Here is a 17298-nt window from a genome sequence, read left to right as displayed (position 1 = left end):
GCCTTGCCTGCCAGAGGAAGTGTCCCAACTACGATCAACCGAACGAATCCGGTTCACGCCGGCGCTCTTTGGTCGCTTCGGTGCCACCGCCCATTGCAATACCCACCGATGCGGCGGCAAGCGCGGGCGTGTCGTACACGCCCGGCAGTCGCTTTAGCGCATTCTCGATTTTCAACGCGCAGGAGGCGCAGTCCATGCCTTCGATACGCAATTTCAGCGCAAGAGGATCGTTCACCGTCTACCTCGGCACATTTCCGTAAAGGCCGGCGCCGTCATGCACTGAAACGATGCATCGCGAGCCCCGCGAAGGCACCATCGCCGCCCACGGGTCGGCTTCGCCGTGCCGGCAGGGCCGCCTGGCCACGCTTGGCCCGCTCTTTGCTCTTAGCGGCCCCGGACCCACGCGTACCACAGCAGGGCGCGTGCCGCCCCAATCACTTTAGTCCGGGAATCAAGATGGAACACAAGCCGCACTTTACCGCTCGCCGCCGCTGGTTCGCCGCGCTCGTCGCCGCCCCTGCATTCGTTTTGTTGTCCGCGCAAGCAGCGCATGCCGATGCGATCGACGCGATCGCCAAGCGCGGCACGCTGCGCGTGGCGGTGCCGGCTGACTACCCGCCGTTCGGCTCCGTGGGCACCGACATGAAACCGCAAGGCTACGACATCGATATGGCCACGCTGCTGGCGAAGGCGATGAAGGTGAAGGTCGAACTCGTCCCGGTCAATAGCGCGAACCGCATTCCGTATCTGCAAACGAACAAGGTCGATCTCATCATCTCCTCTCTGGGCAAGACGCCCGACCGCGCGAAGGTCATCGATTTCTCGGCGGCTTACGCGCCATACTTCCAAGGCGTGTTCGGCCCGGCCGACGTCAGCGTCAAGACGCCCGGCGATCTGGCTGGCAAAACCGTGGGTGCGACGCGCGGGGCGCTCGAGGAAATCGCGCTGACGAACATGGCGCCCAAGGCGACCATTCGCCGCTTCGACGATAACAACGCCACCATCCAGGCGTTTCTCTCCGGCCAAGTGCAGTTGATCGCGGCCGGCAATGTCGTCGCGGCCGCCATCATCGCCAAGCACCCGCCGCGGTTGCCCGAGATGAAATTTATCATCAAGGATTCGCCGTGCTATGTCGGGCTCGCTAAAGACGAGCCGCGCCTGCTTGCGAAGGTCAATGCCACCATCGAAGCGGCGAAAAAGGACGGCGAGCTGGAGGCGATGTCGAAGAAGTGGCTGGGTCAGCCGCTGCCTGCCAACCTCTGACATAAACGAGCACGCTCGGCGCTCGCTGCCATGCGGCGAGCCGCTTCGTCGTTCGCTTCAACGGTATTGCTATGAGTTATCAACTGCAGTTCGGCGACTTGTCGGCCTATACCGGCATGTTCGCCAGCGGCGCGGCCGTCACACTCGCGCTGACGGCGGCATCGACGCTGCTAGGCGTGAGCGTCGGCGTTCTGGGCGCCGCGGCGTGCGAAAGCCGCTATGCGGCGCTGCGCCGCACCTCCTTCTGTTACGTCGAAGGCATTCGAAATACGCCGTTTCTCGTGCAACTCTTCTTCGTGTTCTTCGGGCTGCCCGCGCTCGGCATTCACATCGGCGAATATTCGGCCGCCATTGCCGCGATGACGCTCAATCTCGGTGCCTACTCGGTCGAGATCCTGCGCGCCGGAATTCGCGCGGTACCGAGGGGGCACCATGAGGCGGCAGCGGCGCTCGCCATGTCGCCACGCGAGACGTTCGTTCACGTCTTGCTGCCGCAGGCTTTCGCAAAAGTGTTCCCTGCGCTCGCCAGTCAGATCGTCATTACGATGCTGGGCTCGGCCGTGGTCTCTCAAATCTCCGTAGCGGATCTGACCTACGCGGCCAGCTACGTGCAATCGCGTAATTTTCGTGCGTTCGAGACGTACTTTCTGATCGCGCTCGTGTATTTCGTGATGGCGATGGTGCTGCGCGCGGCGCTTCACGCGGCGGGCCGCCGGCTGTTCGCCCGCAACCTGCGAGGTGCGCGATGATCGAATTCACGTTCGGCCAGATGCTCGAAGCGTTGCTGCTCGCCGCGCGTTGGACGGTCTTGCTCTCGCTCGTTTCGTTTTGTGCGGGCGGGGCGGTCGGGCTCGTGCTGCTCGTGATGCGCGTGTCGCGCTCGCGTGCGCTGCGGGCATTGGTGCGCATCTACATCGAGGTATTTCAAGGTACGCCGCTGCTGCTGCAGTTGTTCATCGTGTTCTTCGGCTTGCCGCTCGTCGGCGTCGATGTGTCGTCCTGGGTGGCCGCTACGGTCGGCTTGACCTTTTTTACCAGCGCCTATCTGGCCGAAATCTGGCGCGGCTGCGTGGAAGCGGTGCCGAAAGGGCAGTGGGAGGCATCGGCCAGTCTGGCGATGAACTACTTCGAGCAACTGCGACACGTCATCCTGCCACAAGCAGCGCGTATCGCGGTGGCGCCGACCGTCGGCTTCGGCGTGCAGGCGATCAAGGATACGGCGCTCGTCTCGATCATCGGCTTCGCTGAACTCGCGAAAGCCGGCACTGAAATTTCGAATGCTACGTTCAGGCCTTTCCTGGTCTACGGGCTCGTTGCGCTCATCTATTTCGCGCTCTGCTATCCGCTCACCCACTACGCGCGCACGTTGCAAAGGACGATGTATGGCCCTCGTTGAAACTTCAGGCGTCGAGAAACAGTTCGGCGCGAACCATGTTTTAAAAGGGATCGATTTTTCCGTCGAGCGCGGGCAGGTCGTCTCGATCATCGGCCGCAGCGGGTCGGGCAAAAGCACGTTTCTGCGCACGCTGAACGGGCTGGAGAGCATCGATGCCGGATCGATTCAAATCGACGGAGCGCATATCGACCCACGTCACGCAGACCTGCGCGCGCTGCGCCTGAAAGTGGGTATGGTCTTCCAGCAGTACAACCTCTTTCCGCACCTCACGGCGGGTGAAAACGTCATGCTTGCGCAGACTGTGGTCAAGAAAACGTCTCGGCACGAGGCGCGCGCGACTGCGGAGGCGATGCTCGCGCGCGTCGGTCTCGGCGATAAGTTCGGCGCCTATCCCGATCAGCTCTCGGGCGGGCAGCAGCAACGGGTGGCCATCGCCCGGGCACTGGCGATGAACCCGTCCGTGTTGCTGTGCGACGAGATCACGTCGGCGCTCGACCCGGAACTCGTCGGCGAAGTGCTCGGCGTGGTAGAGAGCCTCGCGCGCGAGCATATGACTCTCATCATGGTGACGCACGAGATGCGTTTTGCGCGCGCGGTCAGCGACAAGGTCGTCTTCATGCACGAGGGCCGAGTGTGGGAAAGCGGCACGCCCGAGGCGATCTTCGATCACCCCGCGACAGTCGAACTGCGCCGCTTCATTCATTAACTTCGTTGCGTCGACCGTAGGGCTATCGTGATGCTCGCGGCGTGGACGATACCCAATCGAGCCCCTCCATCACATACGTCCCGTACCGGAAGTCGCGTATCCTCGCGAGCCGATCGCCTTCCCAATCGAGCACGATCACGTACGCGACGTCCGCACTGGTCGACGCATCGATCGCGAGCAGTACGACGCGGTCCTCCGCATGGCCAAGCGCCAGGCGGCAAGCCGCGTTTGCCTCGTATCGCGCGAAGTACTTCGATACGTCTTTGCGCCCCACGAACTGTGCGCGCCCGACAAGATCGAGCCGCACTTCCTCTGATAGCAGATGGCGCAGCGTGTCGAAGTCGCGCGCGTTGAAGTGATCGACATAGGCGCCGAGGCGCTCCCGGTCCACTTCGTTGATCGCGCGCCGCTGCTCGGCGGGCATTTGCGCGACGGCCTTGAGCCGCGTGCGCCCGCGATGCAGTGCCGATTTGATGGCGGCCACGCTGAGCCCGAGCAGTTCGCTCGTTTCTGCTAACGAGTAGCCGAACACGTCGGCGAGCACCACGGCGGCGCGCTCGATCGTCGATAGATGCATGAAATGCGCGAGGCTCGCCGCCGCGGCCACGCGAGTGTCGGCAGCAGCGGCATCGTCAGGCAGATCGTCTACGGCCGTTTCGGGTTCGAGCCAACCGCGACGCTTTCTGTGACGCAAGGCATCCAGCGCCGCGTTATGCGCGATGCGCATCAGCCATGCTTGCGGTTGTCGGATTTCGCCGGCAACCGGCCACGCCTCCAGCGCACGAACCAGCGCATCTTGCACGACGTCTTCACCGTCGAACGCGGACCCCACGATCCGCGCGCAGTAACGGTGCAAGCGCGGTCGCATCTGCGCCAGCCATTCTGTCAGTTCTTCTGCTTCCAATTCGCCCGTCCTCCGTCATCCATTGCGGGATACGTTGCAAGACGTTTGTCGAAATGCGAAGGATTCGTCGACGCAAAAAAAAACCGGGCGAGCATCCTTTCACTTGGCGGCGACGTCTATGCGGTTGTCGGCGCAATCGAGCGCCGATCGAACCGTGAGGAGGTTGTGATGCAACGAGTCACCGTCGTACGATACACCGTCAAACCCGAATACGCCGACGAAAACGAGGTGCTCGCACGGGCCGTGTTCGCCGAGCTCGAGGAAGCGAAGCCGGCAGGCCTTTCATACGCGCTTTTCAGAGATGGCCGCGCGTTTCTGCATGTATTCGTGAACGCCCGGGCCGATGACGCCGAAGCGTTGACCGCACTGCCGGCCTTCAAGGCCTACCAGGCTCAGATTGGCGAGCGCTGCGAAAACCCGCCCGATGTCCAACGCAGTTGCATGGAGATGCTCGAAGCTTACGGCTTCGAGGTCGCGCAAGCGTAGCGGGACAACGATGGAAGCCGGCGCGACCGGGTCTACGAGCCGCGTGTCGCGCGCGGCGGGGATGCGGACATGGCAGCAGTCCGGCGCTCCCAAAACCTTCAACCCCGGGTCACTGCGACACGCGCCCCGCCTTGATGTAATCGACCATCTGCGTGAGGACGGTACCCCATCCGTCGTGAAAGCCCATCTGCTCGTGCTTCTTGCGCGCAGCGTCGTCGGCATGAATCGCCACTGCCCGGTAGAACGCCCCGGCGCCGCGACGCTCCATTTCGACGACGGCCGTGAAGAACGGATTCGTCGAAGGACGGTAGCCGCCCTGTAGTGCGTCGGTCATGATCAGCCGCTCGCAAGGCGCAACGTCGAGGAAGCACAACGTGTTCGGAAACTCACCGCCCTCCGGCGAAGCCATCGTGAAGTTCAATGCGCCGCCCGGGCGAAGATCGATTTCGCACGCCGTGATGTTCCAAGGCTTCGGTGCAAACCATTGGCGAAGATGTTCGGGCGTAGTCCACGCTTTCCAGACGAGTTCGACCGGTACGTCGATTTCGCGCTCGAGTACGAGGTCGAGGTCGGGGTTGAGTTTGATAATCGACGACGTCATTCTTTGTGCTCCTCTTTCATTTTCATTAGATAGTGATCGAGCCGGTCGAGACGCCGCTCCCAGAGTTGTCGCTGCTGGCCAAGCCAATCTTCGGCAAGCTTGATCTGCTCCGGGGCGAGTTCATAGGTCCGGACGCGCCCGCTCTTGTACGAACGGACGAGGCCGCTTTCCTCCAGTACCTTCAGATGCCCGATGAAGGATGGCAACGCCATCTCGAATGGCGCTGCCAGATCGCTCACGGATGCGGGGCGAACAGACAACCGCTCCAGCACACCGCGCCGCGTGGGATCCGACAGCGCACGGAACACCCGGTCCACCATCGCGGGATCGGGTACTGCCGAACCTTGGCGCGCGCCGCCGATCTGCGCTCTCACAGCATTGACCTCCATCGTTTGCATCCCGGGGCGATGATAGGCGCATGACAATACTTAGGTCAACACCTAAGTATTGTCATGCAAGCCAACGCCCTGGCTCATTGCACTGCCTCCCGCGTGAGCCGAAGCAGATAGGCGTCGTGCTTGACCAGAAACGCCTGCAAGCGAACGTTGTAGTCGGGCAGGACGGCACCTGTCACGCTCGGCCTTAGGAACAATGCGCGTCGCCAGGCGCGCAGCTTCGGCATTTGCTCGAAGACACCCGTCGGCGCGAGCGCGTCGAACACATCGAAATATCGAAAGATTGGTGCGAATACGGCATCGACGAGCGACATTTGCGCCCCCGAGAACAGCGGACCTTCACCGAATTGCGCTTCGACGCGACCGAACTTCTTTTTCAGCGAAGCGCGCTTTGCTTCGTAGGTGGTGGCGTCGGCAGCCGTCTCGAAGTGCCAGAGGTCCGCGAGTATCGTCGAACCAAATTCGATCCAGCTCCGATGCAGCGCGCGCTCGAGAGGAGCGGCCGGATGAAGCGCCGGGCCCGCGCCGACGTCCTCCAGAAATTCGCAGATCACCGCGCTTTCGAAGACGGCCTTGGGGCCTCCCCCGGTGTGATCGTCCACGAGCAACAAGGGAACCTTGCCAAGCGGCGAAATCGCGTCGAACCACGCCGGCTTGTCGGCCAGATCGATGTAGCGTCGCTCGAATGCGATGCCCTTTTCGGCCAGCGCGATGGCCACGCGCTGCACGTACGGGCACAGCGCGTGGCTGACCAACGTGTAAGTGGGCGCGTTCGATGAGCGCATCATGCCGGCACCTTCAATCCTTCCGCCATCATTGCCTCGCGCACGGCAGGACGCTTGGCGACGCGCTCCAGATAAGCGCGCAATGCCGGGAATGCCGAAAGATCGACGTCGACGAATTTCGACCAGCTGACGACGGTGAACAGATACGCGTCGGCGACCGTGAATCGTTCGCCGGTCAGAAAGGGGCCGCCGGCGGCCAGCTTCGCCTCGACGTAGGCCAGCCGCTCCGAAATTTTGCCGCGGGCGACCGTTTGCGCCTGGGCGCCATATTCGGCATGGAACAGCCATGGGCTGTACGTCTTGTGCAACTCGGTCGCGATGAAGTTCAGCCACGATTGAAGTTGAGCGCGCGAGAGCGTGCCCGCGGCCGGCGCTAGCCCGCTTTCGGGCTTCAAATCGGCCAGGAATTGAACGATGGCCGGACCTTCGGTCAGCAATGTGCCGTCGTCGAGTTCGAGCACGGGCACATAGCCGTTCGGATTGACCGCCGCAAAGTCGTGACCCGATCCGGTCGTATGCGGCGTACGGCCGATGTTGACGCGTTCGAGCTGGAGAGCGATACCCGCTTCGGCGGCGACGATATGCGGCGATAGCGAGCATGCGCCCGCGGCGTAATAGAGTTTCATGTCGATCGGTTCCCGATGGTTGGAGGGTGGCGCGCTTTGGCGGTGGCGGTTTGGCCGTTTGCCGGTTCGAAGCGAAGTTGACGACCCGCAGAGAATACGATCTGCATATTCGCAACGTCCATTGTACAAATGCCATTCTGACTTGCGGTGGCGCAAGCAATCGCTTAACGTTCCGGCATGAACGATTGGAACGAATTGCGTCTGGTGCTCGCGGTGCAGCGAGCGGCGAGCCTGACTGTGGCGGCCCAGCGGTTGAACGTCGATCATTCGACGGCGTTCCGCCGCCTCAAGGCGCTCGAGACACGCCTCGGGGTGCGGCTTTTCGAGCGGCTCTCGGGGGGCGTGTACCAAGCCACCGAAGCGGGGCAGCGCATGGCTGCGGCAGCCGAGCGGATGGAAGACGAGGCGCTCGCGCTCGATCGCGACCTGACCGGCAGAGATCATCGGCTTTGCGGCCGCCTGCGCGTGACATCGTCCGAGACGTTGGCCTACAGCCGGCTGACACGGCACCTCGCTGCGTTTCGGCAGACTTACCCCGGCGTGGTGGTGGAGCTGGTCGTCGATAACCGCGTGCTGAATTTGTCGCGCCGCGAGGTCGACATCGCACTGCGCCCGGTGCGGCCCAAGGAGGGCGATCTGTGGGGGCGCCGGCTCGCGCAGGTCGCCTGGGGGTTTTATGCCGCGCCGCGTTATCTGGCCGAAGCGGGTGGGGCGTTCTCGAGCATAGGCGAACTCGGGGGTCACGCGTTGATCGGCTGGGAGTACGGCGCGACAGGGATTGCCGCGGCCGAATGGCTTTCGCAAGCCGCACCGCATGACGCCTTCGTTTACCGAACGAACAGTCTCGTCAACCAGCTGACCGCTGCGCGTGCGGGGATAGGACTCGCGTTGTTGCCGTGTTATCTCGGTGACGCCGACGACGGCGTCGTACGGGCAATGGAAACGCCGGCGCCGGGTCTCGAGGGCGAGCTGTGGATCGTTGCGCACGCGGACTTGAAAGGCACCGCTCGCGTGAGAGCATTCTTCGACGTGGTGGGCGAAGGGTTGTCGCGCGAGCGAGATTTGTTCGAAGGGCGACAGCATTCGCCGCGGGCCGCGTAAAGCCCGCTGTCGCGCCAACCGGCCCTCGTTGACGAGCAACACAGTAGCCGGCGCAACGGGTGGGCCGCATCCGGGTTGCCTGCCGTGGCGCTAGCGCTTAAAGTATCGCCTCGTTGCGTTCTACGGCGCGGCCGCATGCCGCCGGTCGGCGCACGGGAGATGGCATTCCTCCTTCAACCGCCCTTGTGGCTGATGATGCCTACCCGTTCCCCGAGCCGGAATCGGTAGGCGTTTGCTCGCGCAGCGCTCCCCGCTTTCCGGTTCGATCGACATCATGATTCGAATCAGGACCGCACGTTGATTTACTCGATCCTCTCCATTTTTGTCGGAGCCGGTCTCGGCGCATTGCTGCGCTGGGGGTTGGGCCTCGGCCTGAACGCCATCTTCCCGACGATCCCGCTCGGGACACTCGCCGCGAATCTGATCGGCGGCTATCTGATCGGCGTCGCGGCAGTCGTCTTCGCTGCCAAAGCCGGCTTGCCCCCCGAATGGCGGCTGTTCGTCATCACCGGGTTCATGGGCGGCCTGACCACCTTCTCGACGTTTTCTCTCGAAGTCGTCACGTTGCTGACTCAAGACCAACCCGGCTGGGCGCTGCTCTCCGCAGGCCTGCACCTGTTCGGGTCATTCTCGCTGACGGCGCTCGGGATGTGGACGGCGCGGGTGTGGCTCGTGGCTGCCTGATCGACGCGCTGCGCGGGCACGAACGAGGCACGATGCGCATCGTTTCAGACGGTTGCCGCGATGCACGGCCGGGGGCAAAATCGAACAACACCGTGTAGCGCCGGGAGGTCACATGCAATCCGAGCAATACGTGTTGTTGCGGTTTTATGTCCATGAGAACCACCGTCTGGGCGGCGTACCGCTATGGGAGTGGCTGCTCTCCAGTGCGAGGCGCATGGAGATCATGGGCGGGTCGGCGTTTCGCGCGATGGCCGGGTTCGGCGCACATCGCGTTCTGCACGAAGACCGCTTTTTCGAGCTGCAGGGCTCGCTGACGGTCGAAGTCGAATTTATCGCGACCGAATCCGATGCGCGCAAGCTCGTCGAGGCAGTGTCGAAAGAAAAAGTGCGCGCCGTTTATACCCTGATTCCGGCCACGTTCGGCGTCATTGGCGCCGACGCATGACCGGTTTTCGGCTCGCGTCCCGTTTCGCTCAAATACCGAACAGCGTCAGCGAGACGGCTGCCCGCGTCACGATCATCAGCAACACCTGCACGATGACGAACAGCAGGATCGGTGACAGGTCGATGCCGCCGAGATTCGGTATCACGCGCCGCAGCGGGTTCAGGAACGGCGCGGTCAGCTGATAAAGGATCGGCATAGCCGGCGAGTGCGGGTTCAGCCATGACAGCAGCGCCATCAGGATCGTCAGCCAGATGACGAGGTTCAGCGCCCATTTGACGATGGTCAGCAACGAGACGAGCGCGATGACCGGCGCGAACCCGAGCGGATCGACGCCGGCAATCGCCACCATCGCGACGACATAGACAACCGACGTCAACAGCACGGCGACGAGGCTCGCCACGTCGACCCGGCGCGCGCTCGGCAGCGCGTGCCTGAGCGGCAGCACGAGCCAGTTCGTCGCCTGGAAGATTGCGTTCGACACGGGGTTGTACGGCGGCAGGCGTACGACCTGCATCCATGCGCGCAGAATCAGCGCGGCGCCGAACAACGTGAACACGGTATTGAGCAGAAAGCGGGCGATATCCCCGAACATCTTCGATCCTTCCCTTCTTTGAGTATCTTGTCGCTACATCCGGGCGCCCGCGTGCGTCGCCCGGCGCGCCATGCCGGCCGCGCCGCCCTGCACGCGGCAAACCGTCAAACGCTCATCACGACTTCGCTGATGAGAATCTGCGGCGCACTGTCGGTGTAGTTCGGAATGTCCGCCACGAGTTCGTCGGCGACGGGTTCGAACACTGCGGTAAACGACTCTATCGAATCGAACAGGAAATGGCCCGCCGCCACGAAGCCGGGCTTGGAGCCTGGTTCCCCGGCGTTGATGCCACTGTCGATCGACCACCCCTTGAGCGCTGCTCCGAAATGCCTCGCCGCAAGCGTCATATGCTTGTCGCGATAGTAGTCGATGTCGAAGCGAACGTTCTCTCGAAACGGATAGAGGATGCTGACCTTGATCATTGTTGCCTTCTTGTCAGGTTGCTAAGCGGCGCTCGCGGCTGGCATTGCGTTGCCGGTCCGCGCCGGTCGTCACCATATCACGGCTTACGTGGAGCCTGCACTTCGCGCGAGCGAGCGCTCCAGCGAGGCTTGCACGGCATCGGCCATCGCTTCGACGGAAGCGGGCGGCTGTGCCCGACGCCGAACGAGCGCAAGGGCCCTGCGCGAGAGCAGCCCATACAACGCGGCGTGATCCTCGCCGAGCGTCTCGAATGCCGCCAGCTGCTGTTCGAGGACGGAGGCGTCGCCGCGCGAGACAGGGCCCGCCAGCGCACCTGCCAGGCCCTTCCCGCGTGCGGCTTCCACGGTGCCCGCCAGCATCGGCAGCAAAGCCCGCAGGGCTTGCTCTTCATCGAAACCCAGCCTGCGCCAGATGTCGGTGGCCTCGCCAAGTGCGGCCAGCGCGAAGCTGGCCGCGTAATGTGCGGCGCCGTGATACAGCATGCGTTGCCCGCCGGGTAGCGCGAGCGTCGCGCAACCGAGCGCGCGGGCCAGCGCTTCGAGCACGGCGGCCAGTTCGGCTTGCGCCTCGATCGTCACGGAGCAGCCGGCGATGCGTTCGAGATCGGCCGCTTCGCCGCTGAACAAATAAAGCGGATGGAATCCGCCGATCAGCGCACCTTGCTCGCGCGCCCGCGCAAGGACCTCGACGTCCGTCGCGCCGCTGCAATGCACGAGCGCCATGGAGCGTCCGTCGCACGCATCAAACCGCAATTCGTTCGCAATCGTACCGATGTTGTCATCGGGAACCGCTAAAAAGACAAGCTCGGAGGCGTCGACGACCGCCTGAGCGTCAGATACGGCGCGACAGTGCGGCAGATTGTCGGCCAAGCGCTGTGCGGACGCGGGCGAACGGCCGGCCACGGCGACCACGGGATAGCCCGCGGCGGCAAATCCGGCAGCCAGGCAACGCGCCAGGCGGCCGACGCCGACGAATCCGAGACGGGGACGAGCAGGAAACGGACGGGTAGAAGAGGGCGGCATTGGATGAGCAGGACGCGGCGCGCGGGGCGCGACAGCGTGCGAGAGCGGCGAAGTCGCCAGTATCGCGCATCGCGAAAGGGGCGGGCATTCATTTCGCTTACCTTGCCGCGCGCCGTTGCGCAACGGGGGTTCGTGCCGATTTTCGCCGATGCGTTTCGGGCGTCGTATTGAGATGCGTATCCGGTGCGCCGCGTGCCGGGCCGGCCTGCGTTTTTCGTTCTTCGTTCTTGCGTCGCAGCTATGCATGGGAGGTCACGATGAACGTTTTTTCCTACCGCAAACATTTGCGGTTTCTGAGCCGCGCTCAGCGGCGCCTTTGGTGGGACCAGAAAAAGCGGCTGACGCCGCGCGTCAAAATCGGGGAGGCGTACGTGCCGCCCAGCATCACACGCGAGTTTACCTACGTCAAAGTGGGATGACGGCGCGGCGCCGTGCGCTTGCGCGCCTTCGCAAGGACTGTGCGTTCTGTGCAACGGATTTGTAATTAAACATTACCGACGGCGGCGAGGCGTTCTTCGGCCGAGCGGTAAAATATTGCCCGTCTCGCTTTGCCGCGCTTTGCCGCGCTTCGCGGCGCTCCGCGCAGGAGGCCTGGAGGCGGCGTCCGGATTGCAATTTGCAACAAATGCCCAGCCCCTGGCCGATGCTTTTTCTATACATTTGAAGCATGGGATGCAGTGTGCCCGCCGTTGCAGTGGGCGCGTCTGCACATTCGCCAGAGGAACAGTCATGAAGAAGCTTGTTACATTGGCCGCCGCCGCTGCGTTGTGCGCGGGGTTCGCCGCAACGGCGCAGGCTCACGTATCGGTCGGCATTGGTATCGGGATCCCGGTTGCGCCGGCTTACCCCGTGTACGAGGCCCCGCCGCCGGTGTACTACGCGCCGCCGCCGCCCGTGGTCTACGCGCCGGCGCCGGTCTATTACGGGCCGCCGCCCGTCGTGGTCGGCGGTTACTACGGCGGTGGCTATGGTGGTGGCTACTACGGCGGTTGGCGCCACGGCGGTTGGCACCACCACCATCACTGGCGTCGTTGGTAAGCACGCCGCTGACGCATTTGCCGGAAGGCCCGCGCGGGCTTTCGTTCTCGACGGCGCAACGCCGGCTTCCCGCCGGGTTGCGCCGTCGGCGCGTCTGCGGCGCGGTTAAGACGTGCGCGTCCTGATGTTTGCGTACGGTTCGCGTTAGCCGTTCGGCTATATCGCAAACGAACGCGGAAGCTGGGACAATGCGTCTTCAGTCACCATTGCCTGCGTCGCGGGCCTTTTCACCCATGCAAGAAGCGCTTGCCCTTCCCACTTTCGATGATGTCGTCGATGCCGCGTCGCGCATCGACGGCGTTGCGCATCGCACGCCCGTTCTCAGTTCCAGAACGTTCGACGAGCGCATCGGCGGTTCGGTCTTCTTCAAGTGCGAGAATTTCCAGCGCATGGGCGCGTTCAAATTCCGCGGCGCGTATAACGCGATTTCGCACTTCGACGCCCAGGCGCGTGCGGGCGGTGTGATCACTTATTCGTCGGGCAATCATGCGCAGGCCATCGCGCTGTCGGCGAAGCTCGCTGGCATTCGCGCCACCATCGTGATGCCCAAGGATGCGCCAGCCGCCAAAGTCGAAGCGACGAAAGGGTACGGCGGCGAGATCGTCTTCTACGATCGCTACACGGAAGACCGGGACGCGATCGGGCGGCGTCTCGCGCAGGAGCGCGGCATGACGCTGATTCCGCCGTACGACCATCCGCACGTCATGGCGGGACAGGGCACGGTGGCGAAGGAATTGATCGAGGAGGCGGGGCCGCTCGACGTGCTCGTCGTCTGTCTCGGCGGCGGAGGCCTGCTGTCGGGCTGCGCCTTGTCGGCAGCAGCGCTGAGCCCGTCTTGTGAAATCATCGGCGTCGAGCCGGAAGCCGGCAACGACGGCCAGCAGTCGCTCGCGCGCGGTGAAATCGTCAGAATCGACCCGCCGCGGACGATCGCCGACGGGGCTGCCACGGCATTCCTGGGCAATTACACCTTCCCTGTGATTCAGCGCCTGGTCTCGCGGATCGAAACGGTCAGCGACGCGCAGCTGATCGAGACGATGCGCTTCTTCGCTCAGCGCATGAAGATGGTCGTCGAACCCACCGGGTGTCTCGCCGCAGCGGCCGTCATGCATGGCATCGTGCCTGCGCGAGGCAAACGGGTGGGCGTGATTGTCAGCGGCGGCAACGTCGACTTGCCGCGCTACGCCGAATTCATCGCTTAACGCGATCCAGAGCGATCCACAGCAATCTAGTGCAACGTTGAGGGCGCGGCGGCTGCGCTGCGCCCCGATTGCGCGCGTCGGTTCGCGAGGCGGTAGAGGACGGTGCTGGCAGGCCGGCGCTGGGTTTTCGGCGAGCTGCGCTTGCGGTGCGGGCGGTCCCTACCGGTTCGGCTCAAACGGACGCGTGCGACGCATGGACGATGAGGTCGCGGTACCCGTCCACGATTACGCTGTATGACAAGTAAGCGAACAGCAGCGCGGAAACGATATGACATCCGCGCAGCAGCGAGGCGCCGGCGTGCTTCCGGCCTTGGCTCGCGAGTGTGCAGATGAAAAGCGTCCAGGCGAGCCCGCCGAGGAAGAAGCCGCCGAGGAAAAGCGATGCCGTCTGTGTGCTCGTTGCGCCGGCCTTTGCAATGAGTGCGCCGCCGACGGCGGCGAACCAGAGGATGGCGGACGGCGACGACATCGCCAACGCGACGCCGCGGGCGAACCCGCGTCTGACGCCCGGGTCGGGATCGCCAGCCGCGCCTGCCAGGCCCCGCGCCGGCGAGAGCGCCTCACGCGCCATCTTCCATGTGAGATACAGCAACATGGCGGCGCCACCGATCCAAACGAACCAGCGTACGGCGTCGAACCGCAGCAGCGCCGACATACCCGCGAGCGCGAGCGTCGCGTAGACGAGATCGCCGATGCACGAGCCGAGGCCCAGCCAAAAGCCCGGCTTGAAACCGTGCGACAACGTTCTCGAAAGAATCGCGACGTTCACAATGCCGATATCGAGACACAGCGAGAGCGACAGAAAAAAGCCGTTGGATAAAAGCGATGCCGGATGCATGCGGTGCTGTCTCTTCGTTTGTTCGGTTCTTCGTTTGGGGCGGGCGCGGAAACGTCGACTGCCGCGTCCATACGCCGGTCAGCCTGGTTGGCGCACGAGCGGTACGCATACTTCCGTGCGCCCGACTTCCACCCCGACGGAGTTCTTGATCCGGGGCGCCCGGAAATTGTCGAGTTGAGCGCGCTGTTGCGGCGTGCCGATATCGAGCTGATGGAGCAGTTCAGTGACGACGGCGGTCAGGATCGCACCGTCGCCGTCTTCCACTTTGACGGCCAAACCGATTGGTCCGGCGACGCCTTCGATGCCGTGTGTGCCGGCACGCACGCCGAGGCCGTAGCTGCCTTCGGCGCCCACTTTGCCAACCACCTCACCCTCGAACGCGCTCATGAGCGCCGTACAGTACCGGCCATTGCCGGCTACCAGCTCCGGATATGTCGTCATTGCGCGATAAATGCGCGCGAGCGCGGCTTCGCGCGGCGAGGCGGGCGCGGGCTTCTCCATGGCGGCGGCCAGTTTCACGAACAAACGCGCGAGGTGATCGAGCGCGAAGCTCGGCGTCGGCAGATTGCAACCGTCGGTCCCCCAGGCGATCTCGCTCTCGCTCAAATCGACGAGTTCGGCCAGCGTGGATTTCACGTGCCGCTGCAGCCGGTGGTCGGGGCACTCGTAACCACGGGTCGGCTCGCCCATCGCGAGGGCGGCGGCAAGCATGCCGGCGTGCTTGCCCGAACAGTTGCTGCAGACGGGTGTCGGCGTAAAGTCGCGCTTGATCCAGGCGCGATGGACCTCGTCCGAGATCGGCACATGGCCGCCGCAGCGCAAGTCGCCTTCGGTCAGATGCGTCTTCGCGAGCATGGCGCGGGCGCGGGCGATGTGGCGCTCCTCGCTACTGTGCGAGGCGCACATCAGCGCGAGGTCGGCTTCGTCGAAGCCGAAACGTTCGAGCGCTCCCGTCTCGACCACCGCCAGCGCCTGCGCGGGCTTGACGGCCGAGCGCGGCAGCGTGAGGCGGTGCGGATCGCCGAAGGCGTACAACAGTCGGCCCGCTTCATCGACTACGGCGACATGTGCCAGATGGCGGTTTTCGACGGCCGGGCCGCGATAGGTGGTGACGGCCACTTGCGAATCGAAAGCAGTATTCATGGCGATGACCTTCGTTCTGTTCAGATCGATGGGATTCGAAATCGCGGGCGGTGCTGCTGTGCGAGGCTTTAGCGACCTAGTCCGAGGCGTTCGTACAGCGCGTCGACGCGCGTTTTGACGGCGGCGTCCATGGCTATCGGCCGCCCCCATTCCCGATCGGTCTCGCCAGGCCACTTGTTGGTGGCGTCGAGGCCCATCTTCGATCCGAGCCCCGCGACCGGCGACGCGAAATCGAGATAGTCGATCGGTGTGCGCTCGACGAGCACCGTATCGCGTGCGGGATCGACGCGGGTCGTGATCGCCCAGATCACTTCCTTCCAATCGCGTACATCCACGTCTTCATCGACGACGACAATGAATTTCGTATACATGAATTGCCGCAGGAAGCTCCAGACGCCGAACATGACACGTTTGGCGTGCCCGGCGTAGCTCTTCTTCATCTGCACGATCGCCATCCGGTAGCTGCAGCCTTCGGGCGGCAGATAGAAATCGGTGATTTCGGGAAACTGCTTTTGCAGTAGCGGCACGAACACTTCATTCAGCGCGACGCCGAGCATGGCGGGTTCGTCGGGCGGTTTGCCGGTATAGGTCGAATGGTAGATCGCGTCGCGCCGCATCGTGATGCGCTCGACGGTGAAAACCGGAAACCATTCCTGCTCGTTGTAGTAACCCGTGTGATCGCCGTAGGGCCCTTCGAGCGCATGCTCGTAAGAGGCTGCAGCTCCATGCGACGGCCGCGGCGGCGTACCCGCGGGTGCCGCAGCCGGCGTACCGGCCTGTGGGTAAATGAAACCTTCGAGGACGATCTCCGCGCGCGCAGGCACTTGCAGCGTATCGACGCCCGGCGTCAGGCACCGCGCCAATTCCGTGCGGGCGCCGCGCAACAGGCCGGCGAACTGATATTCAGACAGCGTGTCGGGCACGGGCGTTACGGCCCCGAGGATCGTTGCGGGATCGGCGCCGAGCACGACCGCCACCGGATACGGCTTGCCGGGATTCGAGAGCGCAAATTCGCGGAAGTCGAGCGCGCCGCCTCGGTGGGCGAGCCAGCGCATGATCAGCTTGTTGCGGCCGATCAGCTGCTGACGATAGATGCCGAGGTTTTGCCGGGGCTTGTTGGGCCCGCGCGTGACGGTCAGCCCCCAGGTGACGAGGGGGGCGGCGTCGCCAGGCCAGCAGGTTTGGATCGGCAGGCGGGCGAGATCGACATCGGCGCCTTCCCAGACGATTTCCTGGCAGGGCGCAGCGCTGACCGTCTTGGGCGCCATGTCCCAGACCGCCTTGGCGAACGAAAAGAGCTTGCCGGCGTCTTTGAGCCCCTTCGGCGGCTCGGGCTCCTTGAGCGCCGACAGCAATCGCCCGACATCGCGCAGCGAGCGCAGCGCCGCGCCTTCCTCGGCCGCCGCCGTTTCGTCGACGCCCATCCCGAGCGCAATCCGCCGCGTGGTGCCGAACAGGTTGCCGAGGACCGGGAAATGCTGGCCTGCAGGCGCTTCGAACAGCAGTGCGGGGCCACCGGCGCGCAAAACGCGATCGCACAGTTCGGTCATCTCGAGCACGGGAGAGACGCTCTCGGGCACCCGCCGCAGTTCGCCGATGGCCTCCAGACGGCCGATGAAGTCCCGCAGATCTTTATATTTCATAACAA

The 17298-nt window shown here is 63.9% G+C and carries 23 protein-coding genes and 1 riboswitch; of the genes, 11 read left to right on the top strand and 12 right to left on the bottom strand.

Annotated features, from left to right (window positions below; translation table 11 throughout):
* Positions 1-34: 34 nt before the first annotated feature.
* On the bottom strand, positions 35-235 hold the full coding sequence (locus C0Z19_RS04875; protein WP_199180755.1) for a heavy-metal-associated domain-containing protein: 201 nt from the start codon (positions 233-235) through the stop codon (positions 35-37).
* Between the two features lie 221 nt (positions 236-456).
* Here C0Z19_RS04875 and C0Z19_RS04870 point away from each other — a divergent pair, with 221 nt between their 5' ends.
* The 4 genes from C0Z19_RS04870 (at position 457) to C0Z19_RS04855 (ending at position 3365) form a co-directional block, all read left to right on the top strand.
* Entirely contained in the window at positions 457-1263 is an 807-nt protein-coding gene (locus tag C0Z19_RS04870) for a transporter substrate-binding domain-containing protein (RefSeq protein WP_102608669.1), read from the top strand.
* 71 nt (positions 1264-1334) lie between these two features.
* Entirely contained in the window at positions 1335-2012 is a 678-nt protein-coding gene (locus tag C0Z19_RS04865) for an amino acid ABC transporter permease (protein ID WP_102608668.1), read from the top strand.
* Positions 2009-2659: an amino acid ABC transporter permease gene (locus C0Z19_RS04860; RefSeq protein ID WP_102608667.1), complete on the top strand. Its 651-nt coding sequence runs from the start codon at positions 2009-2011 to the stop codon at positions 2657-2659. The genes C0Z19_RS04865 and C0Z19_RS04860 overlap by 4 nt, the downstream gene beginning before the upstream one ends.
* Entirely contained in the window at positions 2646-3365 is a 720-nt protein-coding gene (locus C0Z19_RS04855; RefSeq protein WP_102608666.1) for an amino acid ABC transporter ATP-binding protein, read from the top strand. Before C0Z19_RS04860 ends, C0Z19_RS04855 begins: the two co-directional genes overlap by 14 nt.
* A 22-nt stretch (positions 3366-3387) precedes the next feature.
* Here the strand turns inward: C0Z19_RS04855 and C0Z19_RS04850 are convergent, their stop codons facing one another.
* Positions 3388-4269 carry a sigma-70 family RNA polymerase sigma factor gene (locus C0Z19_RS04850; RefSeq protein WP_199180754.1) on the bottom strand — a complete coding sequence of 294 codons (882 nt, stop codon included), beginning with the start codon at positions 4267-4269 and terminating at the stop codon, positions 3388-3390.
* 168 nt (positions 4270-4437) lie between these two features.
* On the opposite strand from C0Z19_RS04850, the gene C0Z19_RS04845 reads away from it, so the two are divergent.
* The gene (locus C0Z19_RS04845; RefSeq protein WP_102608837.1) at positions 4438-4755 is read left to right on the top strand and encodes an NIPSNAP family protein; all 318 of its coding nucleotides are present in this window, start codon (positions 4438-4440) and stop codon (positions 4753-4755) included.
* 109 nt (positions 4756-4864) lie between these two features.
* On the opposite strand, the gene C0Z19_RS04840 is transcribed toward C0Z19_RS04845, so the two are convergent.
* From C0Z19_RS04840 to gstA, 4 genes are all read right to left on the bottom strand, one after another.
* A complete protein-coding gene (locus tag C0Z19_RS04840) occupies positions 4865-5356 on the bottom strand; it encodes an SRPBCC family protein (protein ID WP_102608665.1) in 492 nt (163 codons plus the stop codon).
* Positions 5353-5676: an ArsR/SmtB family transcription factor gene (locus tag C0Z19_RS04835; RefSeq protein ID WP_425330294.1), complete on the bottom strand. Its 324-nt coding sequence runs from the start codon at positions 5674-5676 to the stop codon at positions 5353-5355. The genes C0Z19_RS04840 and C0Z19_RS04835 overlap by 4 nt, the downstream gene beginning before the upstream one ends.
* Before the next feature lie 152 nt (positions 5677-5828).
* Complete coding sequence (locus tag C0Z19_RS04830) at positions 5829-6539, bottom strand: glutathione S-transferase family protein (protein ID WP_233196001.1); 711 nt, start codon at positions 6537-6539, stop codon at positions 5829-5831.
* Positions 6536-7162, bottom strand: coding sequence for a glutathione transferase GstA (gstA, locus tag C0Z19_RS04825; RefSeq protein ID WP_102608664.1), 627 nt, complete (start codon positions 7160-7162; stop codon positions 6536-6538). Before gstA ends, C0Z19_RS04830 begins: the two co-directional genes overlap by 4 nt.
* A 177-nt stretch (positions 7163-7339) precedes the next feature.
* Between gstA and C0Z19_RS04820 the strand changes: the two genes are divergently transcribed.
* The 3 genes from C0Z19_RS04820 to C0Z19_RS04810 all read left to right on the top strand — a co-directional run bounded on the left by C0Z19_RS04820 (position 7340) and on the right by C0Z19_RS04810 (position 9392).
* On the top strand, positions 7340-8263 hold the full coding sequence (locus C0Z19_RS04820) for a LysR family transcriptional regulator (RefSeq protein ID WP_102608663.1): 924 nt from the start codon (positions 7340-7342) through the stop codon (positions 8261-8263).
* A gap of 146 nt (positions 8264-8409) precedes the next feature.
* A riboswitch (Fluoride riboswitch) is annotated at positions 8410-8472 on the top strand.
* An 88-nt stretch (positions 8473-8560) separates the two neighbouring features.
* Complete coding sequence (gene crcB / locus C0Z19_RS04815; protein ID WP_102608662.1) at positions 8561-8947, top strand: fluoride efflux transporter CrcB; 387 nt, start codon at positions 8561-8563, stop codon at positions 8945-8947.
* Between the two features lie 112 nt (positions 8948-9059).
* A complete protein-coding gene (locus C0Z19_RS04810) occupies positions 9060-9392 on the top strand; it encodes a DUF190 domain-containing protein (protein WP_102608661.1) in 333 nt (110 codons plus the stop codon).
* Positions 9393-9420: 28 nt separating this feature from the next.
* Here C0Z19_RS04810 and C0Z19_RS04805 read toward each other — a convergent pair whose 3' ends face one another.
* The 3 genes from C0Z19_RS04805 to C0Z19_RS04795 all read right to left on the bottom strand — a co-directional run bounded on the left by C0Z19_RS04805 (position 9421) and on the right by C0Z19_RS04795 (position 11429).
* A complete protein-coding gene (locus tag C0Z19_RS04805; protein WP_102608660.1) occupies positions 9421-9984 on the bottom strand; it encodes a YggT family protein in 564 nt (187 codons plus the stop codon).
* Positions 9985-10088: 104 nt separating this feature from the next.
* Positions 10089-10406, bottom strand: coding sequence for an EthD family reductase (locus C0Z19_RS04800; RefSeq protein WP_102608659.1), 318 nt, complete (start codon positions 10404-10406; stop codon positions 10089-10091).
* An 84-nt stretch (positions 10407-10490) separates the two neighbouring features.
* The gene (locus C0Z19_RS04795; RefSeq protein WP_102608658.1) at positions 10491-11429 is read right to left on the bottom strand and encodes a Rossmann-like and DUF2520 domain-containing protein; all 939 of its coding nucleotides are present in this window, start codon (positions 11427-11429) and stop codon (positions 10491-10493) included.
* 257 nt (positions 11430-11686) lie between these two features.
* Here C0Z19_RS04795 and C0Z19_RS28435 point away from each other — a divergent pair, with 257 nt between their 5' ends.
* The 3 genes from C0Z19_RS28435 to C0Z19_RS04780 all read left to right on the top strand — a co-directional run bounded on the left by C0Z19_RS28435 (position 11687) and on the right by C0Z19_RS04780 (position 13669).
* Positions 11687-11848: a hypothetical protein gene (locus C0Z19_RS28435; protein ID WP_162878086.1), complete on the top strand. Its 162-nt coding sequence runs from the start codon at positions 11687-11689 to the stop codon at positions 11846-11848.
* 310 nt (positions 11849-12158) lie between these two features.
* Positions 12159-12467: a hypothetical protein gene (locus C0Z19_RS04785; protein WP_102608656.1), complete on the top strand. Its 309-nt coding sequence runs from the start codon at positions 12159-12161 to the stop codon at positions 12465-12467.
* 233 nt (positions 12468-12700) lie between these two features.
* The gene (locus C0Z19_RS04780; protein WP_102608655.1) at positions 12701-13669 is read left to right on the top strand and encodes a threo-3-hydroxy-L-aspartate ammonia-lyase; all 969 of its coding nucleotides are present in this window, start codon (positions 12701-12703) and stop codon (positions 13667-13669) included.
* Positions 13670-13841: 172 nt separating this feature from the next.
* Here the strand turns inward: C0Z19_RS04780 and C0Z19_RS04775 are convergent, their stop codons facing one another.
* From C0Z19_RS04775 to C0Z19_RS04765, 3 genes are all read right to left on the bottom strand, one after another.
* A complete protein-coding gene (locus tag C0Z19_RS04775) occupies positions 13842-14507 on the bottom strand; it encodes a LysE family translocator (protein WP_102608654.1) in 666 nt (221 codons plus the stop codon).
* 78 nt (positions 14508-14585) lie between these two features.
* On the bottom strand, positions 14586-15650 hold the full coding sequence (locus tag C0Z19_RS04770; protein WP_102608653.1) for an asparaginase: 1065 nt from the start codon (positions 15648-15650) through the stop codon (positions 14586-14588).
* 68 nt (positions 15651-15718) lie between these two features.
* Positions 15719-17293 (bottom strand): UbiD family decarboxylase, encoded by a 1575-nt coding sequence (locus C0Z19_RS04765; protein ID WP_102608652.1) that lies wholly within the window; start codon positions 17291-17293, stop codon positions 15719-15721.
* Between the last annotated feature and the right edge of the window lie 5 nt (positions 17294-17298).

The sequence above is a fragment of the Trinickia soli genome, from assembly GCF_002879855.1.
Taxonomy (GTDB): Bacteria; Pseudomonadota; Gammaproteobacteria; order Burkholderiales; family Burkholderiaceae; genus Trinickia; species Trinickia soli.
The sequence above is the reverse complement of the archived record's forward strand: the minus strand, read 5'-3'. Positions and strand labels throughout refer to the sequence as shown.

Bases quoted from the DNA above. Each gene is read 5' to 3' on its own strand.
- C0Z19_RS04865 (WP_102608668.1), top strand. From the start codon at position 1,335: ATGAGTTATCAACTGCAGTTCGGCGACTTGTCGGCCTATACCGGCATG.
- C0Z19_RS04830 (WP_233196001.1), bottom strand. From the start codon at position 6,539: ATGATGCGCTCATCGAACGCGCCCACTTACACGTTGGTCAGCCACGCG.
- C0Z19_RS04770 (WP_102608653.1), bottom strand. From the start codon at position 15,650: ATGAATACTGCTTTCGATTCGCAAGTGGCCGTCACCACCTATCGCGGC.
- C0Z19_RS04765 (WP_102608652.1), bottom strand. From the start codon at position 17,293: ATGAAATATAAAGATCTGCGGGACTTCATCGGCCGTCTGGAGGCCATC.
- C0Z19_RS04810 (WP_102608661.1), top strand. From the start codon at position 9,060: ATGCAATCCGAGCAATACGTGTTGTTGCGGTTTTATGTCCATGAGAAC.
- C0Z19_RS04780 (WP_102608655.1), top strand. From the start codon at position 12,701: ATGCAAGAAGCGCTTGCCCTTCCCACTTTCGATGATGTCGTCGATGCC.
- C0Z19_RS04775 (WP_102608654.1), bottom strand. From the start codon at position 14,507: ATGCATCCGGCATCGCTTTTATCCAACGGCTTTTTTCTGTCGCTCTCG.
- C0Z19_RS04785 (WP_102608656.1), top strand. From the start codon at position 12,159: ATGAAGAAGCTTGTTACATTGGCCGCCGCCGCTGCGTTGTGCGCGGGG.
- C0Z19_RS04820 (WP_102608663.1), top strand. From the start codon at position 7,340: ATGAACGATTGGAACGAATTGCGTCTGGTGCTCGCGGTGCAGCGAGCG.
- C0Z19_RS04795 (WP_102608658.1), bottom strand. From the start codon at position 11,429: ATGCCGCCCTCTTCTACCCGTCCGTTTCCTGCTCGTCCCCGTCTCGGA.
- C0Z19_RS04800 (WP_102608659.1), bottom strand. From the start codon at position 10,406: ATGATCAAGGTCAGCATCCTCTATCCGTTTCGAGAGAACGTTCGCTTC.
- C0Z19_RS04840 (WP_102608665.1), bottom strand. From the start codon at position 5,356: ATGACGTCGTCGATTATCAAACTCAACCCCGACCTCGACCTCGTACTC.
- C0Z19_RS04805 (WP_102608660.1), bottom strand. From the start codon at position 9,984: ATGTTCGGGGATATCGCCCGCTTTCTGCTCAATACCGTGTTCACGTTG.
- C0Z19_RS04845 (WP_102608837.1), top strand. From the start codon at position 4,438: ATGCAACGAGTCACCGTCGTACGATACACCGTCAAACCCGAATACGCC.
- C0Z19_RS28435 (WP_162878086.1), top strand. From the start codon at position 11,687: ATGAACGTTTTTTCCTACCGCAAACATTTGCGGTTTCTGAGCCGCGCT.
- C0Z19_RS04835 (WP_425330294.1), bottom strand. From the start codon at position 5,676: ATGGTGGACCGGGTGTTCCGTGCGCTGTCGGATCCCACGCGGCGCGGT.
- gstA (WP_102608664.1), bottom strand. From the start codon at position 7,162: ATGAAACTCTATTACGCCGCGGGCGCATGCTCGCTATCGCCGCATATC.
- C0Z19_RS04855 (WP_102608666.1), top strand. From the start codon at position 2,646: ATGGCCCTCGTTGAAACTTCAGGCGTCGAGAAACAGTTCGGCGCGAAC.
- C0Z19_RS04860 (WP_102608667.1), top strand. From the start codon at position 2,009: ATGATCGAATTCACGTTCGGCCAGATGCTCGAAGCGTTGCTGCTCGCC.
- C0Z19_RS04870 (WP_102608669.1), top strand. From the start codon at position 457: ATGGAACACAAGCCGCACTTTACCGCTCGCCGCCGCTGGTTCGCCGCG.